This is a genomic window from Sideroxydans sp., assembly GCF_054604835.1.
Window position 1 is genome coordinate 148,335 of record NZ_JBTSFG010000007.1, and the last position, 23,762, is coordinate 172,096.

General features: G+C 58.4%; 24 protein-coding genes. 7 read left to right on the plus strand and 17 right to left on the minus strand.

Annotated elements, in window-relative coordinates; genetic code table 11:
- Positions 1 to 199: 199 nt before the first annotated feature.
- The 5 genes from ACYCZ5_RS12115 to ACYCZ5_RS12135 all read right to left on the minus strand — a co-directional run bounded on the left by ACYCZ5_RS12115 (position 200) and on the right by ACYCZ5_RS12135 (position 5,001).
- On the minus strand, positions 200 to 625 hold the full coding sequence (locus ACYCZ5_RS12115; RefSeq protein WP_461545057.1) for a type II secretion system protein: 426 nt from the start codon (positions 623 to 625) through the stop codon (positions 200 to 202).
- Between the two features lie 207 nt (positions 626 to 832).
- Positions 833 to 1,450: a hypothetical protein gene (locus ACYCZ5_RS12120; protein WP_461545058.1), complete on the minus strand. Its 618-nt coding sequence runs from the start codon at positions 1,448 to 1,450 to the stop codon at positions 833 to 835.
- A gap of 4 nt (positions 1,451 to 1,454) precedes the next feature.
- Positions 1,455 to 2,057, minus strand: a complete 603-nt coding sequence (locus ACYCZ5_RS12125; RefSeq protein WP_461545059.1) for a prepilin-type N-terminal cleavage/methylation domain-containing protein — start codon at positions 2,055 to 2,057, stop codon at positions 1,455 to 1,457.
- Positions 2,054 to 3,295 (minus strand): type II secretion system F family protein, encoded by a 1,242-nt coding sequence (locus ACYCZ5_RS12130; protein WP_461545060.1) that lies wholly within the window; start codon positions 3,293 to 3,295, stop codon positions 2,054 to 2,056. Before ACYCZ5_RS12130 ends, ACYCZ5_RS12125 begins: the two co-directional genes overlap by 4 nt.
- Before the next feature lie 2 nt (positions 3,296 to 3,297).
- Complete coding sequence (locus ACYCZ5_RS12135; protein ID WP_461545061.1) at positions 3,298 to 5,001, minus strand: GspE/PulE family protein; 1,704 nt, start codon at positions 4,999 to 5,001, stop codon at positions 3,298 to 3,300.
- Between the two features lie 105 nt (positions 5,002 to 5,106).
- Between ACYCZ5_RS12135 and trmL the strand changes: the two genes are divergently transcribed.
- Positions 5,107 to 5,568, plus strand: a complete 462-nt coding sequence (trmL, locus tag ACYCZ5_RS12140) for a tRNA (cytidine(34)-2'-O)-methyltransferase (RefSeq protein ID WP_459721822.1) — start codon at positions 5,107 to 5,109, stop codon at positions 5,566 to 5,568.
- Here the strand turns inward: trmL and ACYCZ5_RS12145 are convergent.
- The 10 genes from ACYCZ5_RS12145 to ACYCZ5_RS12190 form a co-directional block, all read right to left on the minus strand.
- Positions 5,565 to 6,581 (minus strand): NAD(P)H-dependent glycerol-3-phosphate dehydrogenase, encoded by a 1,017-nt coding sequence (locus ACYCZ5_RS12145; protein ID WP_459721820.1) that lies wholly within the window; start codon positions 6,579 to 6,581, stop codon positions 5,565 to 5,567. The genes trmL and ACYCZ5_RS12145 overlap by 4 nt on opposite strands.
- A gap of 3 nt (positions 6,582 to 6,584) precedes the next feature.
- Positions 6,585 to 7,016, minus strand: coding sequence for an SH3 domain-containing protein (locus ACYCZ5_RS12150; protein ID WP_461545062.1), 432 nt, complete (start codon positions 7,014 to 7,016; stop codon positions 6,585 to 6,587).
- Positions 7,016 to 7,504 carry a protein-export chaperone SecB gene (secB, locus tag ACYCZ5_RS12155; protein ID WP_461545063.1) on the minus strand — a complete coding sequence of 163 codons (489 nt, stop codon included), beginning with the start codon at positions 7,502 to 7,504 and terminating at the stop codon, positions 7,016 to 7,018. Before secB ends, ACYCZ5_RS12150 begins: the two co-directional genes overlap by 1 nt.
- 17 nt (positions 7,505 to 7,521) lie before the next feature.
- Positions 7,522 to 7,779 (minus strand): glutaredoxin 3, encoded by a 258-nt coding sequence (gene grxC, locus ACYCZ5_RS12160; protein WP_461545064.1) that lies wholly within the window; start codon positions 7,777 to 7,779, stop codon positions 7,522 to 7,524.
- Between the two features lie 8 nt (positions 7,780 to 7,787).
- The gene (locus ACYCZ5_RS12165; RefSeq protein ID WP_461545065.1) at positions 7,788 to 8,222 is read right to left on the minus strand and encodes a rhodanese-like domain-containing protein; all 435 of its coding nucleotides are present in this window, start codon (positions 8,220 to 8,222) and stop codon (positions 7,788 to 7,790) included.
- On the minus strand, positions 8,185 to 9,978 hold the full coding sequence (locus ACYCZ5_RS12170) for a PglL family O-oligosaccharyltransferase (RefSeq protein WP_461545066.1): 1,794 nt from the start codon (positions 9,976 to 9,978) through the stop codon (positions 8,185 to 8,187). Before ACYCZ5_RS12170 ends, ACYCZ5_RS12165 begins: the two co-directional genes overlap by 38 nt.
- Positions 9,972 to 10,181: a YgaP family membrane protein gene (locus ACYCZ5_RS12175; RefSeq protein WP_461545067.1), complete on the minus strand. Its 210-nt coding sequence runs from the start codon at positions 10,179 to 10,181 to the stop codon at positions 9,972 to 9,974. Before ACYCZ5_RS12175 ends, ACYCZ5_RS12170 begins: the two co-directional genes overlap by 7 nt.
- Before the next feature lie 23 nt (positions 10,182 to 10,204).
- Positions 10,205 to 13,411 (minus strand): efflux RND transporter permease subunit, encoded by a 3,207-nt coding sequence (locus ACYCZ5_RS12180; protein ID WP_461545068.1) that lies wholly within the window; start codon positions 13,409 to 13,411, stop codon positions 10,205 to 10,207.
- Complete coding sequence (locus ACYCZ5_RS12185) at positions 13,408 to 14,445, minus strand: efflux RND transporter periplasmic adaptor subunit (protein ID WP_461545069.1); 1,038 nt, start codon at positions 14,443 to 14,445, stop codon at positions 13,408 to 13,410. Before ACYCZ5_RS12185 ends, ACYCZ5_RS12180 begins: the two co-directional genes overlap by 4 nt.
- Positions 14,446 to 14,533: 88 nt before the next feature.
- Positions 14,534 to 14,836: an ArsR/SmtB family transcription factor gene (locus ACYCZ5_RS12190; RefSeq protein ID WP_461545070.1), complete on the minus strand. Its 303-nt coding sequence runs from the start codon at positions 14,834 to 14,836 to the stop codon at positions 14,534 to 14,536.
- 138 nt (positions 14,837 to 14,974) lie between these two features.
- Here ACYCZ5_RS12190 and gpmI point away from each other — a divergent pair, with 138 nt between their 5' ends.
- The 5 genes from gpmI (at position 14,975) to ACYCZ5_RS12215 (ending at position 20,210) form a co-directional block, all read left to right on the plus strand.
- Positions 14,975 to 16,525 (plus strand): 2,3-bisphosphoglycerate-independent phosphoglycerate mutase, encoded by a 1,551-nt coding sequence (gene gpmI / locus ACYCZ5_RS12195; RefSeq protein WP_461545071.1) that lies wholly within the window; start codon positions 14,975 to 14,977, stop codon positions 16,523 to 16,525.
- A gap of 74 nt (positions 16,526 to 16,599) precedes the next feature.
- On the plus strand, positions 16,600 to 17,658 hold the full coding sequence (locus ACYCZ5_RS12200; protein WP_461545072.1) for a murein hydrolase activator EnvC family protein: 1,059 nt from the start codon (positions 16,600 to 16,602) through the stop codon (positions 17,656 to 17,658).
- Positions 17,655 to 19,046, plus strand: coding sequence for a S41 family peptidase (locus tag ACYCZ5_RS12205; RefSeq protein WP_461545073.1), 1,392 nt, complete (start codon positions 17,655 to 17,657; stop codon positions 19,044 to 19,046). The genes ACYCZ5_RS12200 and ACYCZ5_RS12205 overlap by 4 nt, the downstream gene beginning before the upstream one ends.
- A gap of 2 nt (positions 19,047 to 19,048) precedes the next feature.
- Complete coding sequence (locus ACYCZ5_RS12210; RefSeq protein ID WP_461545074.1) at positions 19,049 to 19,450, plus strand: hypothetical protein; 402 nt, start codon at positions 19,049 to 19,051, stop codon at positions 19,448 to 19,450.
- A gap of 7 nt (positions 19,451 to 19,457) precedes the next feature.
- The gene (locus tag ACYCZ5_RS12215) at positions 19,458 to 20,210 is read left to right on the plus strand and encodes a HesA/MoeB/ThiF family protein (protein ID WP_461545075.1); all 753 of its coding nucleotides are present in this window, start codon (positions 19,458 to 19,460) and stop codon (positions 20,208 to 20,210) included.
- Between the two features lie 3 nt (positions 20,211 to 20,213).
- Here the strand turns inward: ACYCZ5_RS12215 and ACYCZ5_RS12220 are convergent, their stop codons facing one another.
- Both ACYCZ5_RS12220 and hemN read right to left on the minus strand, forming a co-directional pair.
- Positions 20,214 to 21,461: a nitronate monooxygenase gene (locus ACYCZ5_RS12220; RefSeq protein WP_461545076.1), complete on the minus strand. Its 1,248-nt coding sequence runs from the start codon at positions 21,459 to 21,461 to the stop codon at positions 20,214 to 20,216.
- Positions 21,462 to 21,540: 79 nt separating this feature from the next.
- Positions 21,541 to 22,935: an oxygen-independent coproporphyrinogen III oxidase gene (gene hemN, locus ACYCZ5_RS12225; protein WP_461545077.1), complete on the minus strand. Its 1,395-nt coding sequence runs from the start codon at positions 22,933 to 22,935 to the stop codon at positions 21,541 to 21,543.
- Positions 22,936 to 23,036: 101 nt separating this feature from the next.
- Between hemN and fnr the strand changes: the two genes are divergently transcribed.
- Positions 23,037 to 23,762, plus strand: a complete 726-nt coding sequence (fnr, locus tag ACYCZ5_RS12230; protein ID WP_461545078.1) for a fumarate/nitrate reduction transcriptional regulator Fnr — start codon at positions 23,037 to 23,039, stop codon at positions 23,760 to 23,762.

The window sequence follows — 23,762 nt, forward strand, 5'->3', positions numbered from 1 at the left end:
TGGGATGCCTGTGGCATCCCACGATTGTTTGATAAGACTTGTCGTGCAGGCACATGACTTGATTGCGCTCACAAAACAAAGGAGGCCACGGCCCCCTTTGTTTGATTGCTTGTACTGTTTTAACCCTCGGTAAGTTGAGGGCAAGGAGTCAGTCAGAAATATACCGAGCCTGACCCCTTTAATTCACTTTAATTCAAAATTAGCAGGTCGAATTAAGCTTCGTAATTGTCGGAACAGTTCCCACAGTACCCGCATTTGCATAAGTAACTTGGCATGTAGCCAAAGTAGCTGCGCCAGGAACTTGAGCTACGCCATTAGAAGGCAGTGTGTAACTAGGCGACGTCAAACCTGCTAGCGTATTGATATCTGCAACTTTTGGATAATAATTTGCTTCCATCGTGTAAGTAGCTCCCTCAATACTAACTACGGTGCTAGCAGCAGCTAACGCAGCCCCATGAGCCAAGGCAGAAGCAGAACGCATTGCTCCTTCAGCTGCTGACAACGATGCCTTGCGAGCATCAACTGACAAGTCAGCAAACTTCGGCATCGCCGTTGCAGCCAAAATACCCAGAATCACGATCACCACGATCAGTTCGATCAATGTAAAACCTTGTTGTTTTTTCATAATGTCTCTCCTAGAGATTGATGGAGCCGCAGCCCCGTTTATATACCAGATCACTTGCTTAGTTAAAGGTCGCAACCTATCTTTCTACAAGTGAAGGGCAATATACGCGATAAAACACGGACTTATCAAGCAGAAATTAAGCTTATTCTACGGACGGCAGGTGACGGGCGACGAACGGCAAACGATCCGGCCCGGTACGAACCGGGCTTATCTTTCCAGCCAGGCCAGCAACAACACCAGCGTGTAAAGCCCACCCAGCATCAGGAAGATGCCGACTTGGCGCGCGTACCGCTCGACGTAAATCTCCAGCCCATCGCGCGGCACCTCCAGCGGCTTCAGGGTCTTGCGCAGGGACAGCCATTGGTTCGCACCTTGCTCGAAGCCGCGCATCATGCTGGGTCGGAACAGGATGAACAACGCCGCCACGATGGCGCCCAGCGCGCCCAGCAGGGCGCTGAGCACCATGGCATCGAGCAGCGCCTCCGCCAGTGGCAGCGGATAGGCGAAGCGTCTGGCCAAACCAGCTGCGGTCTCTGCGCGCTCCAATTCAACACCGAAGAAATACAGGATGAACAGCGAACCGAGCAGAATCAGCGTGCCGGTCGCCTGCCGGTGACGATAGAACCACGGGTCGAGCGTGATGCGGCGTTCGAGCGCATGGTCAAAGTTGCGCGTGGAGATCCAGCGGTTGAGCAGGGTGCTGAGGTTGCGCAAGCGTTCGCGCCGGAACAGCAGCATGGCACCTACCGCCATGCCGGCGACGCTGCCGAGGATGAGAAAGATGACAGCGGATTGCACCAGCCAGTTTTGGAAGAGTGTGTTCATGGTTTTAATCCAGCCAGTGATAGCGGTGGGTCGGCTCAAACAGGGTGGTGACCAGCTCTTTGCCGGATTCCGGCTGCCCTTGCCTAGGCTCGTAGCCCAGCTTCACATGGAAGCGTATCCACTTGTTGCCGTCCGGCCCCGGTGTGAAGTTGTCCGACTGGTTGAGTACATAGATCAGATCGCGCGACTTGAGATCGAACATCCAGTTGCCGGGCGCGACAGATCGAGGGGATGGATCGTAATACTCGCCCTTATAGTTGGGCGGCAGTTTCTGCAGCCAAGCGACGGGATTGTCGGTGGCGAGGATGCTCAACTCCTTTTCGCTAGCTGCGCCGCGAGTCTGCAACGCGCCGAAGCGCATCACCAACGCACTTTGCAGCGCGCCTTCCACCTGTTGCATGGCAGCTTTTTCCGCGCGCTCCTGATAGAGCGGAATGCGCACCAAGAACAGGCCGGCCAACACCACGATGATGATGATGACAACGATCAACTCAATCAGGGTGAAGCCTTTTGAGGATTTGGGATTCAGGATACTGGATGCGGTGATAGCACTCGCCCCTCCCACTGAATCCTGATTCCTGATTCCCGAATCCTGTTTGTTTGTCATTTGCCCAGCGCCGCTTTGCCCAAGTCCCACATCGGCAGGAAGATGCCGAGCGCAAGAATCAGCACCAGTCCGCCCAACAGTACGATCATGATGGGCTCGATCTGGGAGGAGAGCGTCTTGACCTCGTATTCCACATCGCGTTCGTACATGCCCGCGACCTCGAACATCAGGCCGTCCAAATCACCCGTTTCTTCACCCACGGCGATCATCTGCATCACGGTCGGGTTGAACACGCCGGTGGCATGCGCAGTGCGCAGGATGGATTCGCCGCGCTCCACGCCGTCGCGCATCTGCTCGATCTTGCTGCGCATGTATTCGTTGTCCACCACCATGCCCACGGTATTCAAGCCCTGCACGATAGGGATGCCACTCTTGAACGACAGCGCAAGACTACGCGCGAAGCGCGCCAAGGTGCCCTTGAGGATGATCTTGCCCGCGATCGGCAACTTGAATTTATAGCGATCCCATTTATAGCGGCCATCCGGAGTATTGATCCATGCCCGGAACGCCACCACCGCACCAATCAACCCTGCCACCAGCATCGGCCAGTAGTTCACCATGAAGTTGGAGAAACCCATCAGTATCTTGGTCATCAACGGCAGCTCGGCATGAAAGCCTTCGAAAACCTTGGCAAACGCGGGAATGACGAAGATATTCACGATGACGATGGCAATCGCCATGGCGATCACCACGAACATCGGGTAACGCACCGCACCCTTGATGCGCTCGCGCATGTCCTTTTCGAATTCCAGATGGTCGTACAGACGCAAGAAGGTCTGGTCCAGCATGCCGGTCATCTCGCCGACTTGCACCATACTGAGATAGAACGGCGAGAAGATCTTGGGATGGCGACGCATCGCCGTGGAAAGCTCACGACCGCTGTCCAGACTTTCGCGCAGATCCTGCAACATGGCCGCGAAAGTCGGGTTCTGCGAGGATTCCTGCAAGCCCGCCAGTGCGCGCATGATGGGCACGCCGGATTTGAGCAGGGTATACATCTGGCGCGAGAACAGCATCAATTCCAGCGGATCGACTGATCTTTCCTGATTGAGGCGCTGCCACAAGGAGGGTTCGTTCGCCTTGGTGGTACGGGAATTGTGGGAAACCTTGATCTCGATCGGCGTGATGCCCGTGTTCAGCAACTGGTCGGCGATGACACCGCTGTCCGCGCCTTCCAGTGTGCCTTGCACCAGTTCCCCACCGCGGTTGCTTCTGCCCTTATAGGAGAAAACCGGCACGCTTAATCCTCAACCTGATTACTGATACGCATCACTTCGGCGATGCTGGTATGTCCCAGCTTCATCTCGCGCAATGCCGCATCCAGCAGGGTGCGGTCTTTCAGATAGTTACGGGCAGCCTGCATGAAGTGTGTGTTGTCGTCGTGCGCGGCAGCGTCCACCAGATCCTGCGTCATCTCCAGCATCTCGTAGACGCCCATACGCCCGTGGTAGCCCGTGCCGTTACAGTGCGAACAGCCACGACCATGCACCAATTCACCCCAGGCTCCGCGCTCCACGCCCTCGACCTGCAGCCACTCGGTTTCCTGCGGGGTAGGCACGTGCGCTTCGCGGCAGCTTTCGCAGACACGGCGCAACAGGCGCTGCGCCAGCACACACTGCACTGAAGAAGCCACCATGTATTTCGGCACGCCCATGTCGACCAGACGGAACAAGGTACCGGCGGAGTCGCGCGTGTGCAACGTGGAGAACACCAGGTGACCGGTCATGGCGGCGCGCATACCGATCTGTGCCGTTTCCGCATCGCGCATCTCGCCGACCAGGATCACGTCCGGGTCTTGACGCAAAGCGGCACGCAGCACCTTGGAGAAACTGAGTTCGATCTTTTCGTTCACCTGCACCTGATTGATGCCGGGCAGGCGATATTCCACCGGGTCTTCCACGGTGATGATCTTCTGGTCGATGGTGTTGATCTCGGACAGGCCCGCATACAGCGTGGTCGTTTTACCGGAACCAGTCGGGCCGGTGACCAGCACCATGCCGTTGCTGCGCTGGATGATTTCGCGGAAACGCTTGAGCATGTCGGGCGGCATGCCCAGTTTGTCCAGCGTGAGGAAGCTGTTGCTCTGGTTGAGCAGACGCATCACCACCGATTCGCCGTACTGCGTCGGCATGGTGGAGATACGCACATCGATGGCCTGTTCGCGCACGCGAACGTTGAATCGGCCGTCCTGTGGCAGGCGTTTTTCGGAGATGTCCAAACCGGACATTAACTTCAATCGCAAGGCGATCGCGCTGGAGATCTTGCTGTCGGCCTCGGTTTGCAGGTGCAAGGCGCCGTCGATACGGAAACGGATCTGCAGGCGCGTCTCCTGCGGTTCGATGTGCACGTCGGAAGCACCGACCTGCGAGGCATCCTCGAACATGGTCTGCAGCAATTTGACCACCGGGGCTTCTTCGGTGCCGACGGTGTCGCTCAGCGCGCCGAAGTCGATGTAGCCTTCGCCCAGGTCTTCCGATATCTCTTTCGCCAGACCGCTGATCTCGTCGGTGCGACGGTAGACACGGTCGATGGTCTCCAGCAACTGACCTTCCGTCACCACCGCCACATCGATATCACGCTTGAGGATGCGCGCGATCTCGTCGAATGCGAACAGATCGGTGGGGTCGGTCATGCCGACCAGGATGGCGCCGTTGCGCTCTTCCAGTGCCAAAGCACGGAAGCGGCGCGCCTGATTCTCGGGCAGGCGACGCACGATCTCCAGATTGGCGTTGTAGTACTTGAGGTTGATGTAAGGAACGTTGAGCTGCTTGGCCAGCGCTTCGGAGATCTGGTCTTCGCTGATGAAGCCGTTGTCCACCAGCACGCGCCCCAATTTGCGGCCGCTGCGTTTTTGCTGTTCCAGCACGAATTGCAACTGGTCGAGCGAGATGAGTTTTTGCTGTACCAGCAAGTCGCCGAGGCGAACTTTCTCCGGACGCGCCATAATTCCCCCTGAAGTTTTCTGCGATGCGTAGCCGAGTGCACCAGCGATGGGAGCGGAAGTTAGCCGTTTTCCCTATATCTGACAAGACCTTTCACAACTTTTCACATGTTCAACATCATTCTTTTTCAGCCCGAGATCCCGCCCAACACCGGCAACGTCATCCGCCTCTGCGCCAACACCGGTGCGCATTTGCATCTGATCCGCCCGCTCGGCTTCGACCTGGACGACAAACAGTTACGCCGCGCCGGTCTGGATTACCACGAGTATGCCGCTATGCAGGTGCACGATGGCCTGCCGCAATGTTTGAGCGCACTGGGCCATCCGCGCTTGTTCGCGCTGACGACAAAAGGATCGCAGCCGTTCTTTGAGATGGAATTCAAGGCGGGGGACGCTTTTCTGTTCGGCCCGGAGAGCCGCGGTTTACCTGTGGATGTTCTGGATTCCCTGCCACCCGAGCGGCGCGTGCGCCTGCCGATGCGCCCGGACAATCGCAGCCTCAACTTGTCCAATGCGGTGGCAGTGACCGTGTTCGAAGCCTGGCGGCAGAACGGATTCGCGGGAAGTTAGTTCAATACAGGATGTTTGCCACTGGTAGAGAATTCCTCACCAGGCTCACGGCTCAGCAGCATCTCAACAGCCTTATCGGCATCGAGGTTCTCATACAGCACGCGATACACCGCTTGGCAGATCGGCATGTCCGCCTGATATCGGCGTGCAACGGTTTGCACTTCGCGCGCGGTGTACACACCTTCCGCCACATGACCGAGTTCTTTGAGGATATTGGGCAGGGATTGGTGACGGGCCAACAGCATGCCGACCTGGCGGTTGCGCGACAGGTCGCCGGTACAGGTCAGGATGAGGTCACCCACACCGGACAAGCCGCCCAGCGTCTCCGCCTTGCCGCCCATCAGCAGACCCAAGCGCGTCATCTCGGCCAAGCCTCGAGTCAGCAATGCTGCACGTGCGTTCAAGCCCATCTGCATGCCATCGCAGATGCCCGCGGCGATCGCCAGTACGTTCTTGATCGCCCCGCCGATCTCGACGCCGACTACATCGGTGCTGGAATAGATGCGCAAGCGCGAATGGTGCAAGGCTTTGGCAGTTCGTTGCGCGAACTCGCCGTCGTTCGACGCCAGCGTCAATGCAGTCGGCAGGCCGCGCGCCACTTCCTGTGCGAAGCTGGGGCCGGTCAGCGCACCGCGCGGGAATGCAGCAGGTAATATCTCGTTGACGATCTGATGCGGCAGCAGCGAGGTCTCGGTCTCGAAGCCCTTGCACAACCAGATCACGCCAACAGGCGATTGCAGTTTTGCTATTTGCTGTAACGTGGCACGCAGGCCGGACACGGGTACTGCCACAACGATCAATTGCGCATCACGCAATACCGCTTGCAGATCTTCATCCAGCGCCAGATTGTCGGGTAATGCGATGTCCGGCAGATAGCGGCGGTTACGCCGCGTCTCGCGCATCGCCGCCACTTGTGCGGCATCTCTGGCCCAGAGCGTGACGTCGTGGCGCTCCGCCAGACTGATCGCCAGCGCAGTTCCCCATGCGCCGGCACCCAATACCGCAATATTCATGCTTTAGTCACCCCAGACTTCCGAAGCCTTGATATAGCCGGTGGAACCGTCACGGTGACGCACCTTGACCCATTCACCGCTGTTTCCCTGCCATTCCATTCCCAGCTGGCGCGGCGCGATGAATGCGACCGGCGCACTGTTGCTCCAGCTGCTTCGCACCATGGCTGTCTGTGCAGTGACAACGACGTAACGTTTGCTGCTCAGATTGCGCTTCTCGATCCAGAACACCTTGCCGGTGGAGTCGCGCGCTTTGACCCAGGCTTCCAATACCACCAATTGTTGCAATGGCAGGAAGCGCGTGGCGACATAGAGCTTCTTGGCCTTGAGCGAATTGGCGTCGTACAGGATCGCCGGTTCGGCCACCGAGACGAACTCCAAAGCTTGTGCCGTAAAGCACAGAGCGGACAACCATAGCGTTGCCAGCAACCTCGCCATCAGTGTTTGACCGCTGCGCCCTCAGCCTGCGCTTGCGCCTGCTGCTTTTGTTGCTGATATATCGCTTCGAAGTTGATCGGATTGAGCAGCACCGGCGCGAAGCCGCCGCGCACTGCCACATCGGAAACGACTTCGCGCAGATAGGGATAGAGGATGTTCGGGCACATCACGGCCAGTATGCCTTCCATCTCGGATGCGGGCATGTTGCGCACCTGGAAGATGCCGGCCTGCTTGGCTTCGATCAGGAACATCACTTGCTCTTTCTCGGACACCTTTGCCGTCACGGTAACGGTCACTTCCACCTCGAACACGCCTTCTTCCAATTGGCCAGCCTTGGTTTGCAGTTGCAGATCGATCTGGGGATTCTCGCGCTGCAGGAAGATCGCGGGCGCATTGGGGATCTCCAGCGACAGGTCTTTCACATAGAGTTTCTCGATGTTAAAGATGGGCGCGTCGTTCTGAGGCGCGGATTCTGTCTTTTCAGTCATTTCTTTTCCTTGGTTGGTTAATTGTTGAGCAAGGGCAGCAGGCCGCCTTCGCGATCGAGTTCGGCCATGTCATCGAATCCGCCGATATGCCGATCGTCGATGAAAATCTGCGGCACGGTGCGTCGCTTGCTGCGCGATTCCATGATGACGCGCTGTTCATCATCCAGATCGATACGGATCTTTTCGATCTCGGTGACGCCGCGATTCTTCAGCAGGCGTTCTGCATTGATGCAATAAGGACAAACGGCGGTGCAATACATCACGACTTTGGCCATGGCAGTTCCTATTTTTTCTTTTCCAGCGGCAGCTTGGCTTTCTGCCAGGCTTGCACACCGCCCGACAACAGATAAACCTGGGCGAAACCCTGCTTGCCCAGCCACGAAGCGATGGGCGTCGCACGTGCACCGCTGCGACACACCAGGATGATGGGACGCTCGCGATATTTTTCCAGCTCGCCGACACGCTCTTTCAGTTTGCCGGCAGGGAATAATTTACTGTTGATGATATGGCCGCTGTCGAACTCGCTTTGCTCGCGCACATCGACCAATAGCGCATCGTTGCGGTTGATCAGGTTCATCGCTTGCAGGGTGTCTGCTTCCTTGATTCCAAGGATGCGGTTGCCGAAATAGCTCCAGAAAAGCATATAGCCGCTGATCAGTGTGATTGACAGGGTGAACAGGTTATCTAGCAGGAACTGCTGCACGACGGTACTCCTCATGATTCCGGGCTGCGGATTCTAACAGAGGCTGGAACTGCGCGGGATGCCGCGCGGCCAGCGCCTGCATCTCCGTCCTTGCCGCTTCGTACTGGCCCGGATAGCTCCAGATCGCCTTCTCCAGCATATCCAAAGCGGCCTGCGGCTGATCTGACAGGGCCAGCAAGTAGACTTGGTGATAGCTCACGATACCGGTTGGGATGTAGCGCACAGCACGCTTGTTCAGCGCCAGCTTTTCCGCCAGATGGTCTTCGTCCGGCGCCATCATGTGAGCGATAAACAACTCCGCATAGCCGTTGAACAGGGGATATTTCAAAGTCTCGAACAGCTCATCTCGAGCCCGTTCTGCGTAGTGAACATCTCTGGCGGCCAGCCCGCGCATATTTGTCGATGCTTCCAGATGACGATACGCCTGTAAGCCCTGAAACAACGACAGCGCGCCCAGCAACAGGATGGCCGCTACGGATAATCGCCCCACACCGCGCAACTCGAGACGGTGCGCAACGGCGTCGAGCGCACCCAGCAGGATGGCCGCCACCCCGATGAAATGCAGATACCAAAGCGGATATTCGAGCAGAGAGTGGATGCCCAGCACCGCCAATACCGCGACCGCCCACCATTGTTCGAGCGTGTAGCGTGCTTGCCGCAGCAGCGTGTGCCATATCCAAGTGCCTGTGGTGGAGAAGAGCACCAGCAATCCAGCAAGACCCGTCTCGGCCGCCAGCTGCATGACGATGTTATGCGCGTTATTGTACAAGCCGACAATCTCCGGATTGCGCAACTCAGACGCCAGCTGCAGATGCTGCCAGGCGAACTGACCAAAGCCGGCACCCAGCAATGGGAACTGGGCAAAGATCAGCATCGCTTCCTGCCACAGATGCAGCCGGATGCTCTTTGTACCCGCCAAACTAATCAGTCGCTCTGCTGCCGATATGCTGTCGGCGCTTCCCTGCAACCAGGGCAGTCGCACCAAGCCGTGCATCAGCGCGTACGCGATGCACAGGGCAACGGTATAACGAAGTAGCGAACGCAGCGCGGGCTCCTTGCGCTGCCACCACCATGCCAATGTCAATGCGGCGACCAGATACAACCATCCGCTACGCGACCCGGACAGCACCATCACGAACAACATGGGAGAAGCCAACAGCATCGTTTGCCAGATCCGCAATGCGAATCGGTGCTGCAACAAGCCCAGCGAGAGCAGGCCCAGCGCCACGTAGTTGGCGAAGTGGTTGGGCTGAGCGATGTTGCCGTACACGGCGCTCGAGGTCTTGACGGTCACCACCGAATTCAAAAACGTATCCCAGCGATAATGCTGCAGCACGCCCGCCAGGGTATTCAACTCAGCGCCGATCAACAGGCAGATTGCCAATACCGTCGCCAATCGCTGCATGCCGATCTCTTCGCGCAGATGCTGCCCCAGCATCATCAGCAATGCCGCGAACAGCAGATATAGCGACAACATCAACACATGGTCGAAATGGATGATGATCCCAAGCATGAATTGCAGCAGCAATATCAGCATCAGACCGATCGGCAGCAATACGATGCCGGGGACTTGCGGTGCCTGCCAATAGCGCCGGGTCAGCAGCAACGGCAGCGCACACACGCCCAACAGTGCGGCCATCCATTCCTGATAGAAAGTGGTGAGCGGGTAGGCGTGGTGATAGTACAGAAATGGAAAAACCCACATCAAGCCGACGAAGGCCAGACTGATGTGGGCGGATTTGGCGGGAAGGTTTAAGAGTCGGTTCAGCAACTGCCCTTGACGCCGAACTTGGCGAGGATGTTGTTCAACGGGCAGATCTGCGTGAAGCCGCTCTGGAACAGGTTCAGACCGACGAAGGCGGTGAACAACAGGAAGTACTCGCTGACGAACAGCGGGCTCGCCTGCGCTCCCAGCGCCAGCGACAGCATGACAAAGAAACCGGCGACGATACGGACGATACGTTCTGCATTCATGTTTTAAAGCTCCTATTTAAAGTTTACGGGAATTTCTTGTACAAAGTGGCGTAATACAACACTGGGATCACGATCAGGGTCAGCACGGTCGAGACTAGGATGCCGAAGATCAAGGCCAGCGCCAGACCGTTGAAGATCGGATCGTCCAAGATGAACAGCGCACCCAGCATCGCCGCCAGTCCGGTCAGGATGATGGGTTTGGCACGCGCCGCCGCCGCGTTGACCACCGCATGCTGCGGGTCTACGCCGTCGCGCAGTTGCAGGTTGACGAAGTCCACCAACAGGATGGAGTTGCGCACGATGATACCGGCCAGCGCGATCATGCCGATCATCGAAGTGGCGGTGAACTGCGCGCCGAACAGGGCATGCCCGGGCATCACGCCGATGATGGTGAGCGGGATCGGTGCCATGATCACCAGCGGCACCACGTAGCTCTTGAACTGCGCCACCACCAGCAGATAGATCAGGATCAACCCGACGCCATAGGCGATGCCCATGTCGCGGAAGGTCTCGAAGGTCACCTGCCATTCGCCGTCCCACTTCAGCGCATAACCCGCATACGGGTCGGACGGCTGCTTGAAGAAGTAGGGCTGCAAAGTACCGCCCTGCTCCAGCGCCATGTCGCCGGTCTTGCTGTGGATATCGAACATGCCATACAGCGGGCTGTCCAGATCGCCCGCCATATCGCCGGTCACATACACCACGGGCAGCAGATCCTTGTGATAAATCGGATAGTCACGTTGTGTCTTCACCACTTGCACCACTTCCGACAACGGCACCAATGCGCCATCACGCGAACGCACTTTAAGTTTCAACACATCATCGATACGGCTGCGCTTCTCCGCCGCCAAGCCGAGGCGCAACGGCGGCGCATATTTCGCATCGAGCGCGTGCAGCGCCGTCACATCCTGACCGGACAGCGCGATCTGCACCGCATCCACGATGTCGCTTTGCGCCACACCGAGCAGAGCCGCCTTGCTCTGCATCACACGCAGGATCATCTTGGGCGCATCTTCGCTCACCGTGTCGTCGATACCGACGATGTCCGCAGTGGCGACGAATTGCTCACGCACCTTGTTCGCCACCTGACGGGCACCCTCATAATCCGGACCGTAGATCTCCGCCACGATGGGCGACATCACCGGCGGCCCCGGCGGCACTTCGACCACTTTCACCTTGGCGTTCCAGCGCTTGGCGATCTCCTCGACCGGCACGCGCACCGCGGTAGCGATCTCGTGGCTGCTGCGATCACGCTGATGCTTGTCCTGCAGATTGACCTGGATGTCGCCCTGCTCAGGTGCACTGCGCAAATAGTACTGGCGCACCAGACCGTTGAAGTTGATCGGCGAAGCAGTGCCGGCATAAGCCTGATAGTCAGTCACTTCGGGCACGGTCGCCAGATAGGCACCGATCTCGCGCATCACACCTGCGGTCTGCTCCACGGCCGTGCCGGACGGCATGTCCACCACCACTTGGAACTCGGATTTGTTGTCGAAGGGCAGCATCTTCAGCACCACCAGCTTCACCACCGTCAGCGACACCGCGAACAGCAGTCCGCCCAATATGCCCAGCCACAGTTTGCGGCGCGCGGACTTGCCGTGTTCCTTGTTCAGGAACGGCCCCAAGCGCATACGGAAGAAGCGTGCGATGGCGGTGTCTTCTTCGTTCTTGACCACCGCATGGTGCGGCCCCGCGAATTTGTGCGCCAGCCACGGCGTGACGATGAACGCGACGGCCAGCGAGATCAGCATGCCCATGCTGGCGTTGATCGGAATCGGGCTCATGTACGGCCCCATCAGACCGCTGACGAACGCCATTGGCAACAAGGCGGCGATCACGGTGAAGGTGGCGAGAATGGTCGGGCTACCGACCTCGTCCACCGCCTCCGGGATGATCTCCGACAGTGGCTGATGCTGCGACAGTTCGCGGCGTCGGTGGATGTTCTCCACCACCACGATGGCATCGTCCACCAGGATACCGATGGAGAAGATCAACGCGAACAGCGACACGCGGTTCAATGTGAAGCCATATGCCCAGGATGCGAACAGCGTCACCGCCAGTGTCAGCAACACAGCCACGCCGACGATGAAGGCTTCACGGCGACCCAATGCGAACCACACCAGCGCGACCACGGCAAAGGTGGCGAAGAACAGCTTCTGGATTAGCTTCATCGCCTTGTCGTTGGCCGTCTCGCCGTAGTTGCGGGTGACGGTGACCTGCACGTCGTCGGGTATCACGCTGCCCTTCAGTTCGTCCACGCGCTGCAGCAGTTTGTCGGCGACCTCCACCGCGTTCTCGCCCGGCTTTTTGGTGACGGCCAATGTCACGGCGCTGTATTCACCCTGTGCGGCGATCTGCTTGTCGGCCGCAGCCGCGCCGGTGCCCATCCACACATAGCTCTTGGGCTGATCGGCACTGTCACGCACTTCTGCCACATCGCGCAGGAACACCGGCTTGCCTGCCGTGACACCCACCACCAGCTGGCTCACTTCACGCGCATCGCTGAGGAAGGTGCCGGTCTGCACCAGCACTTCTCGATTGTTCTGCACCAGCGTGCCGGCACTGTGCGAGACATTCGATGCCTGCAACGCGGCACGCACTTCCTGCACCGATAATTGATGCGCATTCAACGCTTCCGGATCGAGCAGCACACGCACCACGCGCGGCGTTGCGCCCAGCGTGCTCACCTCGCGCGTACCCGGTACGCGCTTCAGTTCGGATTCGATGGCATGCGCGACCTGCGACAGTTCGACTGCATTGCCGGCGCCCTGATCGCGCCACAAGGTCAGTGCCAGCATCGGCACATCGTCGATACCTTTGGCTTTGATGATAGGTTGTGCCACGCCCAGCGTGGCAGGCAACCAGTCGGCATGCGACCAGATGACGTCATACAGTTTCACCAGCGAGGGCACATGCTGCTCGCCCACCTTGAACTGCACGGTGAGCACAGCCATGCCGGGCTGAGACACGGAATAGACATGGTCGACACCCGCGATCTGCGACAACACCTGCTCGGCCGGCGTGGCCACTGTGTTTGCCACATCCTGCGCCGAAGCGCCGGGATAGGAGATCAGCACATTAGCCATGGTCACGTTGATCTGCGGCTCTTCCTCGCGTGGCGTGACCGCGACAGCAAAGACGCCGAGCAGCAGGGCGACCAGCGCCAGCAGCGGCGTCATCTGCGAATGCAGAAAGACGCGCGCGATACGTCCGGATACGCCCATGCTCATCGCTTCATCTCCGAGGCGACCATGCCGGCCTTGACTGCTTCACGCGCCACGCGCTCGCCGATGTTCAAGCCGGCCAGCACTTCGATCTCGTTCTGCGCATTCGCTTCGCCCAGACGCACCTGGCGCAGGCGCGGCGTACCTTGCTCGTCCACCACGTACACGGCCACCACTTCGCTACGGCGCACCACTGCGCTGGCCGGTATCAGCAGCTTGTTCTCCTTGCCCACCACGAAATGGGTGCGCACGAACATGCCGGGATACAGATTGGACTGATTGGATGGCAAGTCGATGCGCACCTGCGTGCTGTGCGTGCGCAGGTCGGCGGAAGGTTGCACGGTGACCGATGCGGCTTTGACCCAGCGCTGCAGCGCAGGCACTTCCACCGTCACCTCGGGGCGCGTGCCGATGTCTTTCAGGCGGTCCTGCGACACGTTGGCGATGACTCGCAACTGCGAAGGATCGAAGCCGGTCATCAGCGGCTTGCCGACCGTGACCATCTCGCCCATCTCGACCATGCGTGCCGACACCACGCCCGCGTAGGGAGCGATGACGGAGGTATAGCTCTGCGCCAAAGCAGATTGCTGCGCACCGGCTGCGCTGGCTTCGGCCTGGGCTTTGGCCATCTCGTAGTCGGACTTGGCCTTGTCCAGGGCGGCCTGGCTGATGAACTTCTGCTTGAACAACTCTTGCGAACGTTCGTAGTTCAGACGGGCGTTCTGTAAAGCGGCCTGAGCCTGCGACAGTTGCGCGCGGCTGCCCGCCAGCGCCTGCTCGGCTTCGCGTTCATCGATCTTAAGCAGGATCTGCCCCTTGCTGACGCGGTCACCCACGTCGAAGAAGATCGCTTTCACGCGGCCGGATATCTGTGCCGACACGGTGGACTGGCGCGTCGCTTCGACCACGCCGTCGACGCTGTAGGTCTGCTCCACCTCGCGATACTGCACCGGTGCCAACGCCAGCGGCTCGGCCGCCTGCACCGAAACACCCAATAACAAAGCCGAAAGACCGAACAACACACGGGAATCAAGCTTCATGTCACCACCTCGGAAAATAGAATGTGCGCATATTAGCGAATTCTAATATGCTTGGCAAGTCCTACTTTATTAGTAGGTTAAGCGAGTTTCAAATAGAACAGAACACGTCACGCATCATACCCACCAGCTTGACGGTGCGCGGGTCGCCGATGCGATAGAACACTCGATTGGCGTCCTTGCGTGTAGCGAGCACGCCTTTGTCGCGCAGGATGGCAAGGTGCTGGGAGATATTGCTCTGTGAGGTGCCGACGCTGTCAACGATCTCCTGCACACTGAGTTCGCCGTCGCTCAATACGCACAGCACCTTCAGACGCAAGGGGTGGGCGATGGCTTTCATCGCCAGCGATGCCTGCAGGATGTCTTCGTCTTTATCGATCAGTTTGTTCGTCATATTAATCTGCCATCATTTGGATGGCTGGCGGCTTCGCCAGCCGAAATCGGCTAAAATCGCGACTCGCAACGATGTTATCGCATCGCAGTAAATTAGCAACCGCTCATATTCTGATATTTTGGTGAGAAAAAAGCCAGCATGACCGACCATTCTACTCAAGCAATCACGCCCGTCCTCCTGCTCATCCTGGATGGCTTCGGCTATCGCGAAGACAGCGACTTCAATGCCGTGGCACAAGCCCGCAAGCCCAACTGGGACCGGTTGTGGCGTGAGTACCCGCACACCCTGATCAACACTTCCGAGTTGCATGTCGGCCTGCCGCGCGGACAGATGGGCAACTCCGAGGTCGGCCATCTCAACATCGGTGCCGGACGCGTGGTCTATCAGGAATTGACCAAGGTGGATCTGGCCATCGAGGATGGCAGTTTCTATACCAATCCCGTATTCACGGAGGCTGTAGCGGCCGCCAAGCGTAATCGCAGCGCCTTCCACATCATGGGCCTACTTTCGCCCGGCGGCGTGCACAGCCACGAGACGCACATCCATGCCATGTTGAAGATGGCCGCCCAAGCCGGACTGGAGAATATCTGTGTCCACGCCTTCCTGGACGGTCGCGACACACCACCGCGCAGTGCAGCCCTGTCCTTGCAGGCGCTGGATGCACAATGCAAACAACTCGGCGCCGGACGTATCGCCAGCATCGTCGGTCGCTACTTTGCGATGGACAGGGACAATCGCTGGGAGCGTGTGCAGATCGCCTATGACCTGCTGACCTCCGCCACCGCCCCGTTCAGCGCCACCGATGCGCAGGCTGGCTTGGAAGCTGCCTACGCACGCGGCGAGAACGACGAATTCGTGCAGGCCACCGTGATCGGCGCGCCCTGTGCGATGCAGGACGGCGATGTGGCGGTGTTCATGAACTTCCGTGCCGACCGCGCCCGCGAGATCACCCGTGCACTGACAGACGAGGCATTCGACGGCTTCGTGCGCAGCCGCTTCCCCAAGCTGGCCAACTACACCACCTTGAGCAGCTACGGCGCGGATTTCCATCTGCCCAGCGCCTATAGCGCGGACACCATCCATAACGGTATCGGTGAGTACCTGTCCAATCTCGGCTTGAAACAACTGCGTATCGCCGAAACCGAGAAATATGCGCACGTCACCTACTTCATGAGCGGCGGACGCGAACAGCCCTACCCCGGCGAGGACCGCGTGCTGGTGCCTTCACCCAAAGTCGCCACCTACGATCTGCAGCCCGAGATGAGCGCCTTCGAGGTGACCGACAAACTGGAGGAGGCGATCCATAGCAGGCAGTATCAGGCCATCCTGTGCAATTACGCCAACGGCGACATGGTCGGCCACAGCGGCGTGATGGAAGCCGCAGTCAAAGCGGTGGAAGCATTGGATGTATGCATAGGACGCGTGGTGAATGCGATGCAGGAATGCGGCGGCGAGGTGCTGATCACCGCCGACCACGGCAACGCCGAACAGATGATAGATCGCATCACCCACCAGGCACACACCGCCCACACGCTCAACCATGTGCCCTTCCTCTACATAGGCCGCAAGGCCGACATGGCACCCGTTGGTGAGGGTGCACTGCAGGATGTCGCACCGACCTTGCTGGCTATGATGGGCCTGTCACAACCGCCGGAAATGACCGGCCGCTCCCTGATCCGGTTCAAGTGATACGCAGACTGCATTCGTGCTTGCTGGCAGTACTACTGCTGCCCACAAGCGTGCTTGCATCACAGCAGTCCGACTTGGAGAAATTGCGCCAGCGCTTGGCCGCTATCCAGCGCGACTTCGAACAAGCCAGCGAATCCCGCTCCGAAGTCGCCGATGCCCTGCGCGATTCCGAGCGGGCGATCAGTGACAGCAATCGCAATCTGTCCCAGCTGACACGCCAACGCCACCAGGCCGACCGCGATCTCGACCGCTTGCAGCAGCGCACTGTCGCGTTGAGCGCCGACTACGACAAACAGCAATCTTTGCTGGGGCGCTTGCTCTACCGGCAATATATCGGCGGCATCGATCAGGATTACCTCAAACTTCTGCTCAATAGCCAAGAACCGAACCAGCTTGCACGCGAGTTGCGCTATTACGACTACATCGCACGCGAACGGGCGGATACTTTGCAGCAGTTGCGTAGCGGGCTTGCCGCACTACAGGCAGCGACTCGCGAAACCCGGGACAAGCAACAAGAGATCGTCGCGCTGCAAGACTCGGAAAAAAAAGAGTTGTCCCAGCTGGAGCGCGAGCAGGACAAGCGCCGCAAGACTTTAGGCAAGATCGCCAAGCAACTGAAACAGCAGCGGCACGAGATCGAGCGTTTGCGTCGCAACGAAGCGCGCCTGACCAAGCTGGTCGGCGAACTGGGGCAGCTCTCCAGCGCCGGTGACGGCTCCGCGTTCAAAGCACTCAAAGGCAAACTGGCACTGCCTGTCAGCGGAAAAGTAAGCAACCGCTACGGCGAACGTCGCACTGAAAGCAATCTGCCATGGACCGGATGGTTCGTGCGCGCGGCGGCGCGCCAACCGGTGTTGGCCGTCGCTGCCGGTCGCGTGGTGTATGCCGACTGGTTGCGCGGCTTCGGCAATCTGCTGATCATCGATCACGGACAGGGCTTCATGAGCCTGTACGGCAACAACGAGACACTGTACAAACAGGTCGGCGACACCATACAGACCGGCGACATCGTGTCCAGCGTGGGCAACAGCGGCGGCAACGCGGATTCCGGTTTATACTTTGAACTGCGCTATAAAGGCAGTCCATTCAACCCCGACACATGGATCAAGCATCCACGAGGAAAATCAAGATGAGTCGTCGCTTCAAGGAACTGGGTCTGATCAGTATCGGTTTGGTGGCCGGCATCGCTGTCAGCCTGCATTTCTCCGCCGTGGCCGAGAAGGAGATGCCACTGCCGTTACCCGTGGAAGAACTGCGCGCCTTCTCCGACGTGTTCGGACGCATCAAGAGCGACTATGTAGAACCGGTGAGCGACAAGAAGCTGATCACCGAAGCGATCAACGGCATGCTGTCGGGGCTCGACCCGCACTCGGCCTATCTGGATGCCGAAGGCTTCAAGGAACTGCAAGTCGGCACGCAGGGCGAGTTCGGCGGCCTCGGAATCGAGGTCGGCATGGAAGACGGCTTGGTCAAGGTCATTTCACCGATAGAAGATACCCCCGCATTCAAGGCAGGCATCCAGAGCGGCGACCTGATCATCAAACTGGATGACACGCTGGTCAAAGGCCTCACGCTGAACGACGCGGTCAAGCGTATGCGCGGCAAACCCGGCAGCACCATCCGCCTGACCGTGGTGCGCAAGAGCGAGCCCAAGCCTTTCCAGGTCGACATCGTGCGCGCAGTGATCAAAGTGCAAAGTGTGAAATACAAGCTGCCCGAGCCAGGCTATGGATTCGTGCGCATCACACAGTTCCAGGAGCACACCGGCGAGAACCTCGCTGCCGCACTTGCTGACCTGAGCAAGCAGAACAAAGCCCCCTTGCAAGGCCTGGTCTTGGATCTGCGCAACGATCCGGGCGGCTTATTGACCGCAGCAGTCGGCGTTTCCGCCGCCTTCCTGCCCAAGGATGCGCTGGTGGTCTACACCGAAGGACGTACCGACGATGCGCGCATGCGCCTGTTGGCCAGTCCCGATTATTATCTGCGCGGCAACAAGCAGGACTATCTGAAAGATCTGCCGGGAGAATTCGGCAATGTACCGATGGTAGTGCTGGTGAACGGCGGCTCTGCCTCCGCTTCGGAGATCGTAGCCGGTGCGCTGCAGGATCATAAACGCGCCGTCATCATGGGCACACAATCGTTCGGCAAAGGCTCGGTGCAGACCATCCTGCCGCTCGGCAACAACACCGCCATCAAGCTGACCACCGCACGCTATTACACCCCAAGCGGCCGTTCCATCCAGGCCAAGGGTATCGAGCCGGATATCATCGTGGAAGATCCGGCGACAGCCGCCTTCGACAGCACTTTGCGTTTGCGCGAGGCCGATCTGGACAAGCACCTGAGCAACGGTCAACTGGAACAACCCGGCAATGTGACCAAGCCAACGCGCAAAGCCGCGCCCAAGAACAAGGATGAGAATACCGACAAGATAGAGGTGGCAGAATTCGGCGCCAAGAACGACTATCAGCTGAATCAAGCGTTGAATCTATTGAAGGGGATGAGCATTCTGCGGGGGAAATGATCATGAATCCGTTTGAACTGCACAAGGAACGCATTCTGGTTTTTTCAGATGATCCTGCCGATCAGGTCGAGCAGGCTCATCTGTTGCTGGATGGCTTGAAGAACTTCGATGTAGAGCGCGGGCCTGCCCCCAGATCCTTGCGCATACGCTACAGCATTGCGCACTATTCGCTCGAAGGCCTGCAAAAGGCACTACTGAAGGAAGGTTTCGTCTTCGATTTTTGTTTGCTGGATCGCATCAGGCATACGCTCATCCACTATTGCGAAGACGTGCAATATCACAACCTGAAGACACCGGAACCGCGCACCAAGAACAATTCCCAGGAAGTATTCGTTAAGGCCTACGAACAACATCCGCACGGCGATCACGTAGACATTCCGCCCGAATCCGGCGCAGCGAAGTGACGCCGGGATGGACGATAGCCAGCTGCTGCGCTACAGCCGCCACATCCTGCTGCCCGAGATCGGCATAGAAGGCCAGCAGTCGTTCCTCGATGCTCATGTACTGATCCTCGGCGCCGGCGGACTGGGTTCGCCTGCCGCCATGTTCCTCGCTGCATCCGGCGTCGGCACGCTTACCTTGTGCGACGATGACCAGGTCGACCTCACCAACCTGCAGCGCCAACTGGCACATCGCACCGCGAGTATCGGCATAGCCAAAGTCGAATCTGCCCGCCAAACATTGAATGCGATCAATCCCGAAGTAAGCATAAAGACTGTGCAAGAACGGGCCGACGAGGCACGCCTGACCGCCTTGGTGGCAGAGGCGGACATCGTGCTGGATTGCAGCGACAATTTCCCCACGCGCTACGCTTTGAACCGCGTTTGTGCCGCAGCCAAGAAACCTCTAGTGTCAGGTGCCGCCACGCGCTTCGATGGCCAGGTGTCTGTATTTGATTATCGCCGCCCGGACAGCCCCTGCTACAACTGCCTCTATCCCGAAGACAGCGAAGCGGAAGAGACGCGTTGCGCGGTGATGGGCGTGTTCGCGCCGCTGGTCGGCATCGTGGGCAGCATGCAAGCTGCCGAAGCATTGAAGTTGCTGGCGGGGATGGAACATACGCTGCATGGCAGACTGCTTACGCTGGATGCGCTGACTATGCAGCCGCGCGTCATGAAACTGGCGCGCGACCCGCAATGTGCAGTCTGTTCCGGAGCTACCTGAGGATTATTCGGGCAGGGCGATCTTATTGCCGGTACTGAACTGGTAGTCCTTGAACACGTGCTCGGCGCTCAGCAACTGGTAGCTCCCGTCCGCCAGCTTGTGCGTGGTGTCTTTCAGGCGACTGGTGGTCTGCCCGCAGGTCCAGCACTTGAAGTTACGCATGTGGGTGCACAGACAAGTCTTGTCGAACACCACGATCTTCTTCTCGCCGGGATGCGCGGCGACTTCGCGGTTGTAAGCGTCGATGTAGTCGCAGCGACCGTTGGCATCCAGCAGATAGCCGTATGACTCGCATCCGGGACGGATGCCCGAACCGGTGGAGGGGCTGTTCTTCAACATGCGCATGGGATATCCGGTGGGCGAAGTGCCGTTCACTTCGATATCGCCTTCGCTGGCCTTGAAGTATTCCTGCTGCACATCCGGCGGCAAACCACATTCTTTAGCCACAGTGAAGCGTGTCGCCACCTGCACAGCGCCTGCACCTTCCTGCAGATAAGCCGAGGCGTCACTGCCGGTGAAGATGCCGCCCGCCGGGATCACCGGGATATCAAGGCTCTCCGCTCGCAAGAACGCATGTATCTCGTTGACGATGGTACGCAGATCATATTGCGCCCAATCCATGCCGAAGCCCAGATGGCCGCCAGCCAGCGGCCCCTCAACGACAACGAAATCAGGCAGGCGCTTGGTCTTGAGGTTCTTGCGCAGGAACAATTGCAGCGCGCGCACCGACGAGACGATGATGCCCAGCTTCGCTTCGCGGAAACGCGGGTGATCTTCCATCAGGGTGAATGAGCCAAGGTGCAAACCCGCCGCCAGAGTGATGCCATCGATGCCGGCGGACAAGGCTTCATGCAAGCGCACCCGCAACGTATCGCGGGGCGAGTTCATGGTCAGCTTTTCCATGATGTTGATGAATACCATGCCGCTACCGCGCTTGCGCTCCATGGTCTTGCTCACGTGCAAACGGGTCGATTCGGCGATGTGCCCAAGATCGAACTTGACCGATGTCTTGTCCGAGTTCTCGATGTTGTACTTGTACTGCTGCAGCTTCTCTTTGACGAAACCGGTGTCGTATCGGCGATCGGATACGGTCGGCAGCATCGCATCGGAGATATGGCCGACACCACCCAGGCGGGCAGCTTCCAGAGCCAGGTCAGCCGTGGAGATATCGACCCCCATGCCGCCGATCATGATGGGGACCAGCTCGTGCTGGCCGAGCTTCAGGCGAAAATCATCTACTTTTATTGTCATGTCTTCCCCTGATTACGGGGTCTCCTCCATAGAGCTGCCCGCGCTCGCTCGATTGCGAGGCACAGGCTGCATTCCGGACTTATATTACCTTAGAGTAACGTGCGTGTTCCTGACGTGTGCGCAGATACTTGTCGAACACCATACAAATGTTGCGTATCAGCATGCGCCCCTTGGGCGTGACGGTGATCCACTGCGGGGATAACTCGAGCAATCCTTCACTCGCATATTCCTCCAGCTCCTTCATCTCGGCCGCAAAGTAGCTATCGAAGTCGATCAGATACGAGATATTGAACGATTCCTTGGATATCTCGAAGTGGCACATCAGCGCCTGGATGATTGCGCGCCGCACCAGATCGTCCGAGTTCAATTCCAGACCACGCATGATGGGAAGCTCGTTACGATCCAGCGCATCGTAATAGGGCTCCAACTCCCGGTAGTTCTGGCTGTAGGTCGGGCCTATCTTGCCGATAGCACTCACACCGAGGGCAACCAGGTCGCAATCGGAATGGGTCGAATACCCCTGGAAATTCCGGTGCAAACGGCCTTCGCGTTGTGCCACGGCAAGCTCGTCCTCAGGCTTGGCAAAATGGTCCATGCCGATATACACGTAACCGGCACCGGTCAGCTTGTTGACCGCCATGCTCAAGATGTCCAGCTTCACCTGCGCCGCCGGCAGATCCTCTTCATGGATGCGACGCTGCGGCTTGAAGATGGTGGGCATGTGCGCATAGTTATAGATCGACAGTCGATCCGGATCGGCCGCGATCACACGATCCAGCGTGCGCCCGAAACCTTCCAGCGTCTGTTTCGGCAGGCCGTAGATCAGGTCGATGCTGACCGATTTGAATCCGTTGGCGCGTGCCGCGTTGATGATGCGCAGCGTCTCTTCCTCGCTCTGGATACGATTGACCGCTTTTTGCACATCATCATCGAAATCCTGTACGCCGATGCTGATACGGTTAAAACCGGTCGCTCCAAGCAGGGCGATGGTCTCGTCGCTGACCTTGCGCGGATCGATCTCGATGGAGTATTCACCGTCATCGACCAGCTTGAAGTACTTGCCTATCGCTGCCATCACTTCACGGATCTCGTCATCGCTCATGAACGTCGGCGTACCGCCGCCAAAATGCAGCTGTTCCACGACCTGACCAGGCCCCAGCAGCTCTGCCTGCATCGCCATTTCCTTGATCAGGTAGCGCACATATTCTGCTGATTTGCTGCGATCCTTAGTGATGACCTTGTTGCAAGCACAATAGAAACACAGTGTGTTGCAGAACGGGATATGGATATAAAGTGAAAGCGGGCGTCCTACACCGCCTATCTCACGCTTTGCCAGCCAATGACTATAACTCTCGGCGTTGAACGCCTCGACGAACCGGTCCGCAGTGGGATATGAAGTGTAGCGAGGCCCGTTCTTGTCCAGCCTGCGTATCAGTTCCAAGTCCACAACCAGTTGATTTACTGCCTCGTTCATCCTCTCCTCCTCTAGCAAGGGCGTAACTATGCCAGTTTGCTGCCCGTTTGACTTGATATATGTCAAAATAGCCCCGTATCAACCCTTCGATGAACGTGGCTTTGAACGACATAAACCAAACCGAGATCACACGTCTGCGGGTCGCCTGCTCCAATTGCAATCTGCGCGAGTTGTGCCTCCCCGTCGACCTGACGCCGGACGAAATGGCGCGTCTGGAGGAATTGAGCAACCAGAAACGCAGCTATGAGACGGGCGACTACCTCTATCGCTCCGGAGACCGGTTCAAATCGTTGCACGCCATCCGTAGTGGCTCTTTCAAGACCCGCGTGTTACATGAGGACGGACGCGAGCAGGTCACCGGCTTCCTGATGGCCGGCGAGATCATCGGTCTGGAAGCGATCAGTACCGATGTCCATACCTGCGAAGCGCTGGCCATGGAAGACAGCGAAGTTTGCGAACTCCCCTATGCAAGGCTTGCCGAGCTGAGCCGCGAGATCCCCAGCCTGCAGCGCCATCTTTACAAGATCATGAGCCGCGAGATCGTTCGCGACCAAGGCATCATGCTGCTCTTGGGCTCCATGCGCGCCGAAGAACGTTTGGCAGCTTTTCTGCTCAACATGTCGCAGCGCAACGCCATACACGGCATGTCCGCCACCCAGCTACGGCTGCGCATGTCGCGACTGGAGATCGGCAGCTATCTTGGCCTCAAACTGGAGACCGTCAGCCGCGCCTTCTCCCATTTCCAGGAAGAAGGCTTGATACAGGTCAAGGCGCGTGCAGTAGAGATCCTGGCCTTACCCAAGCTGCGCGCGATGGTCGGCAAATGA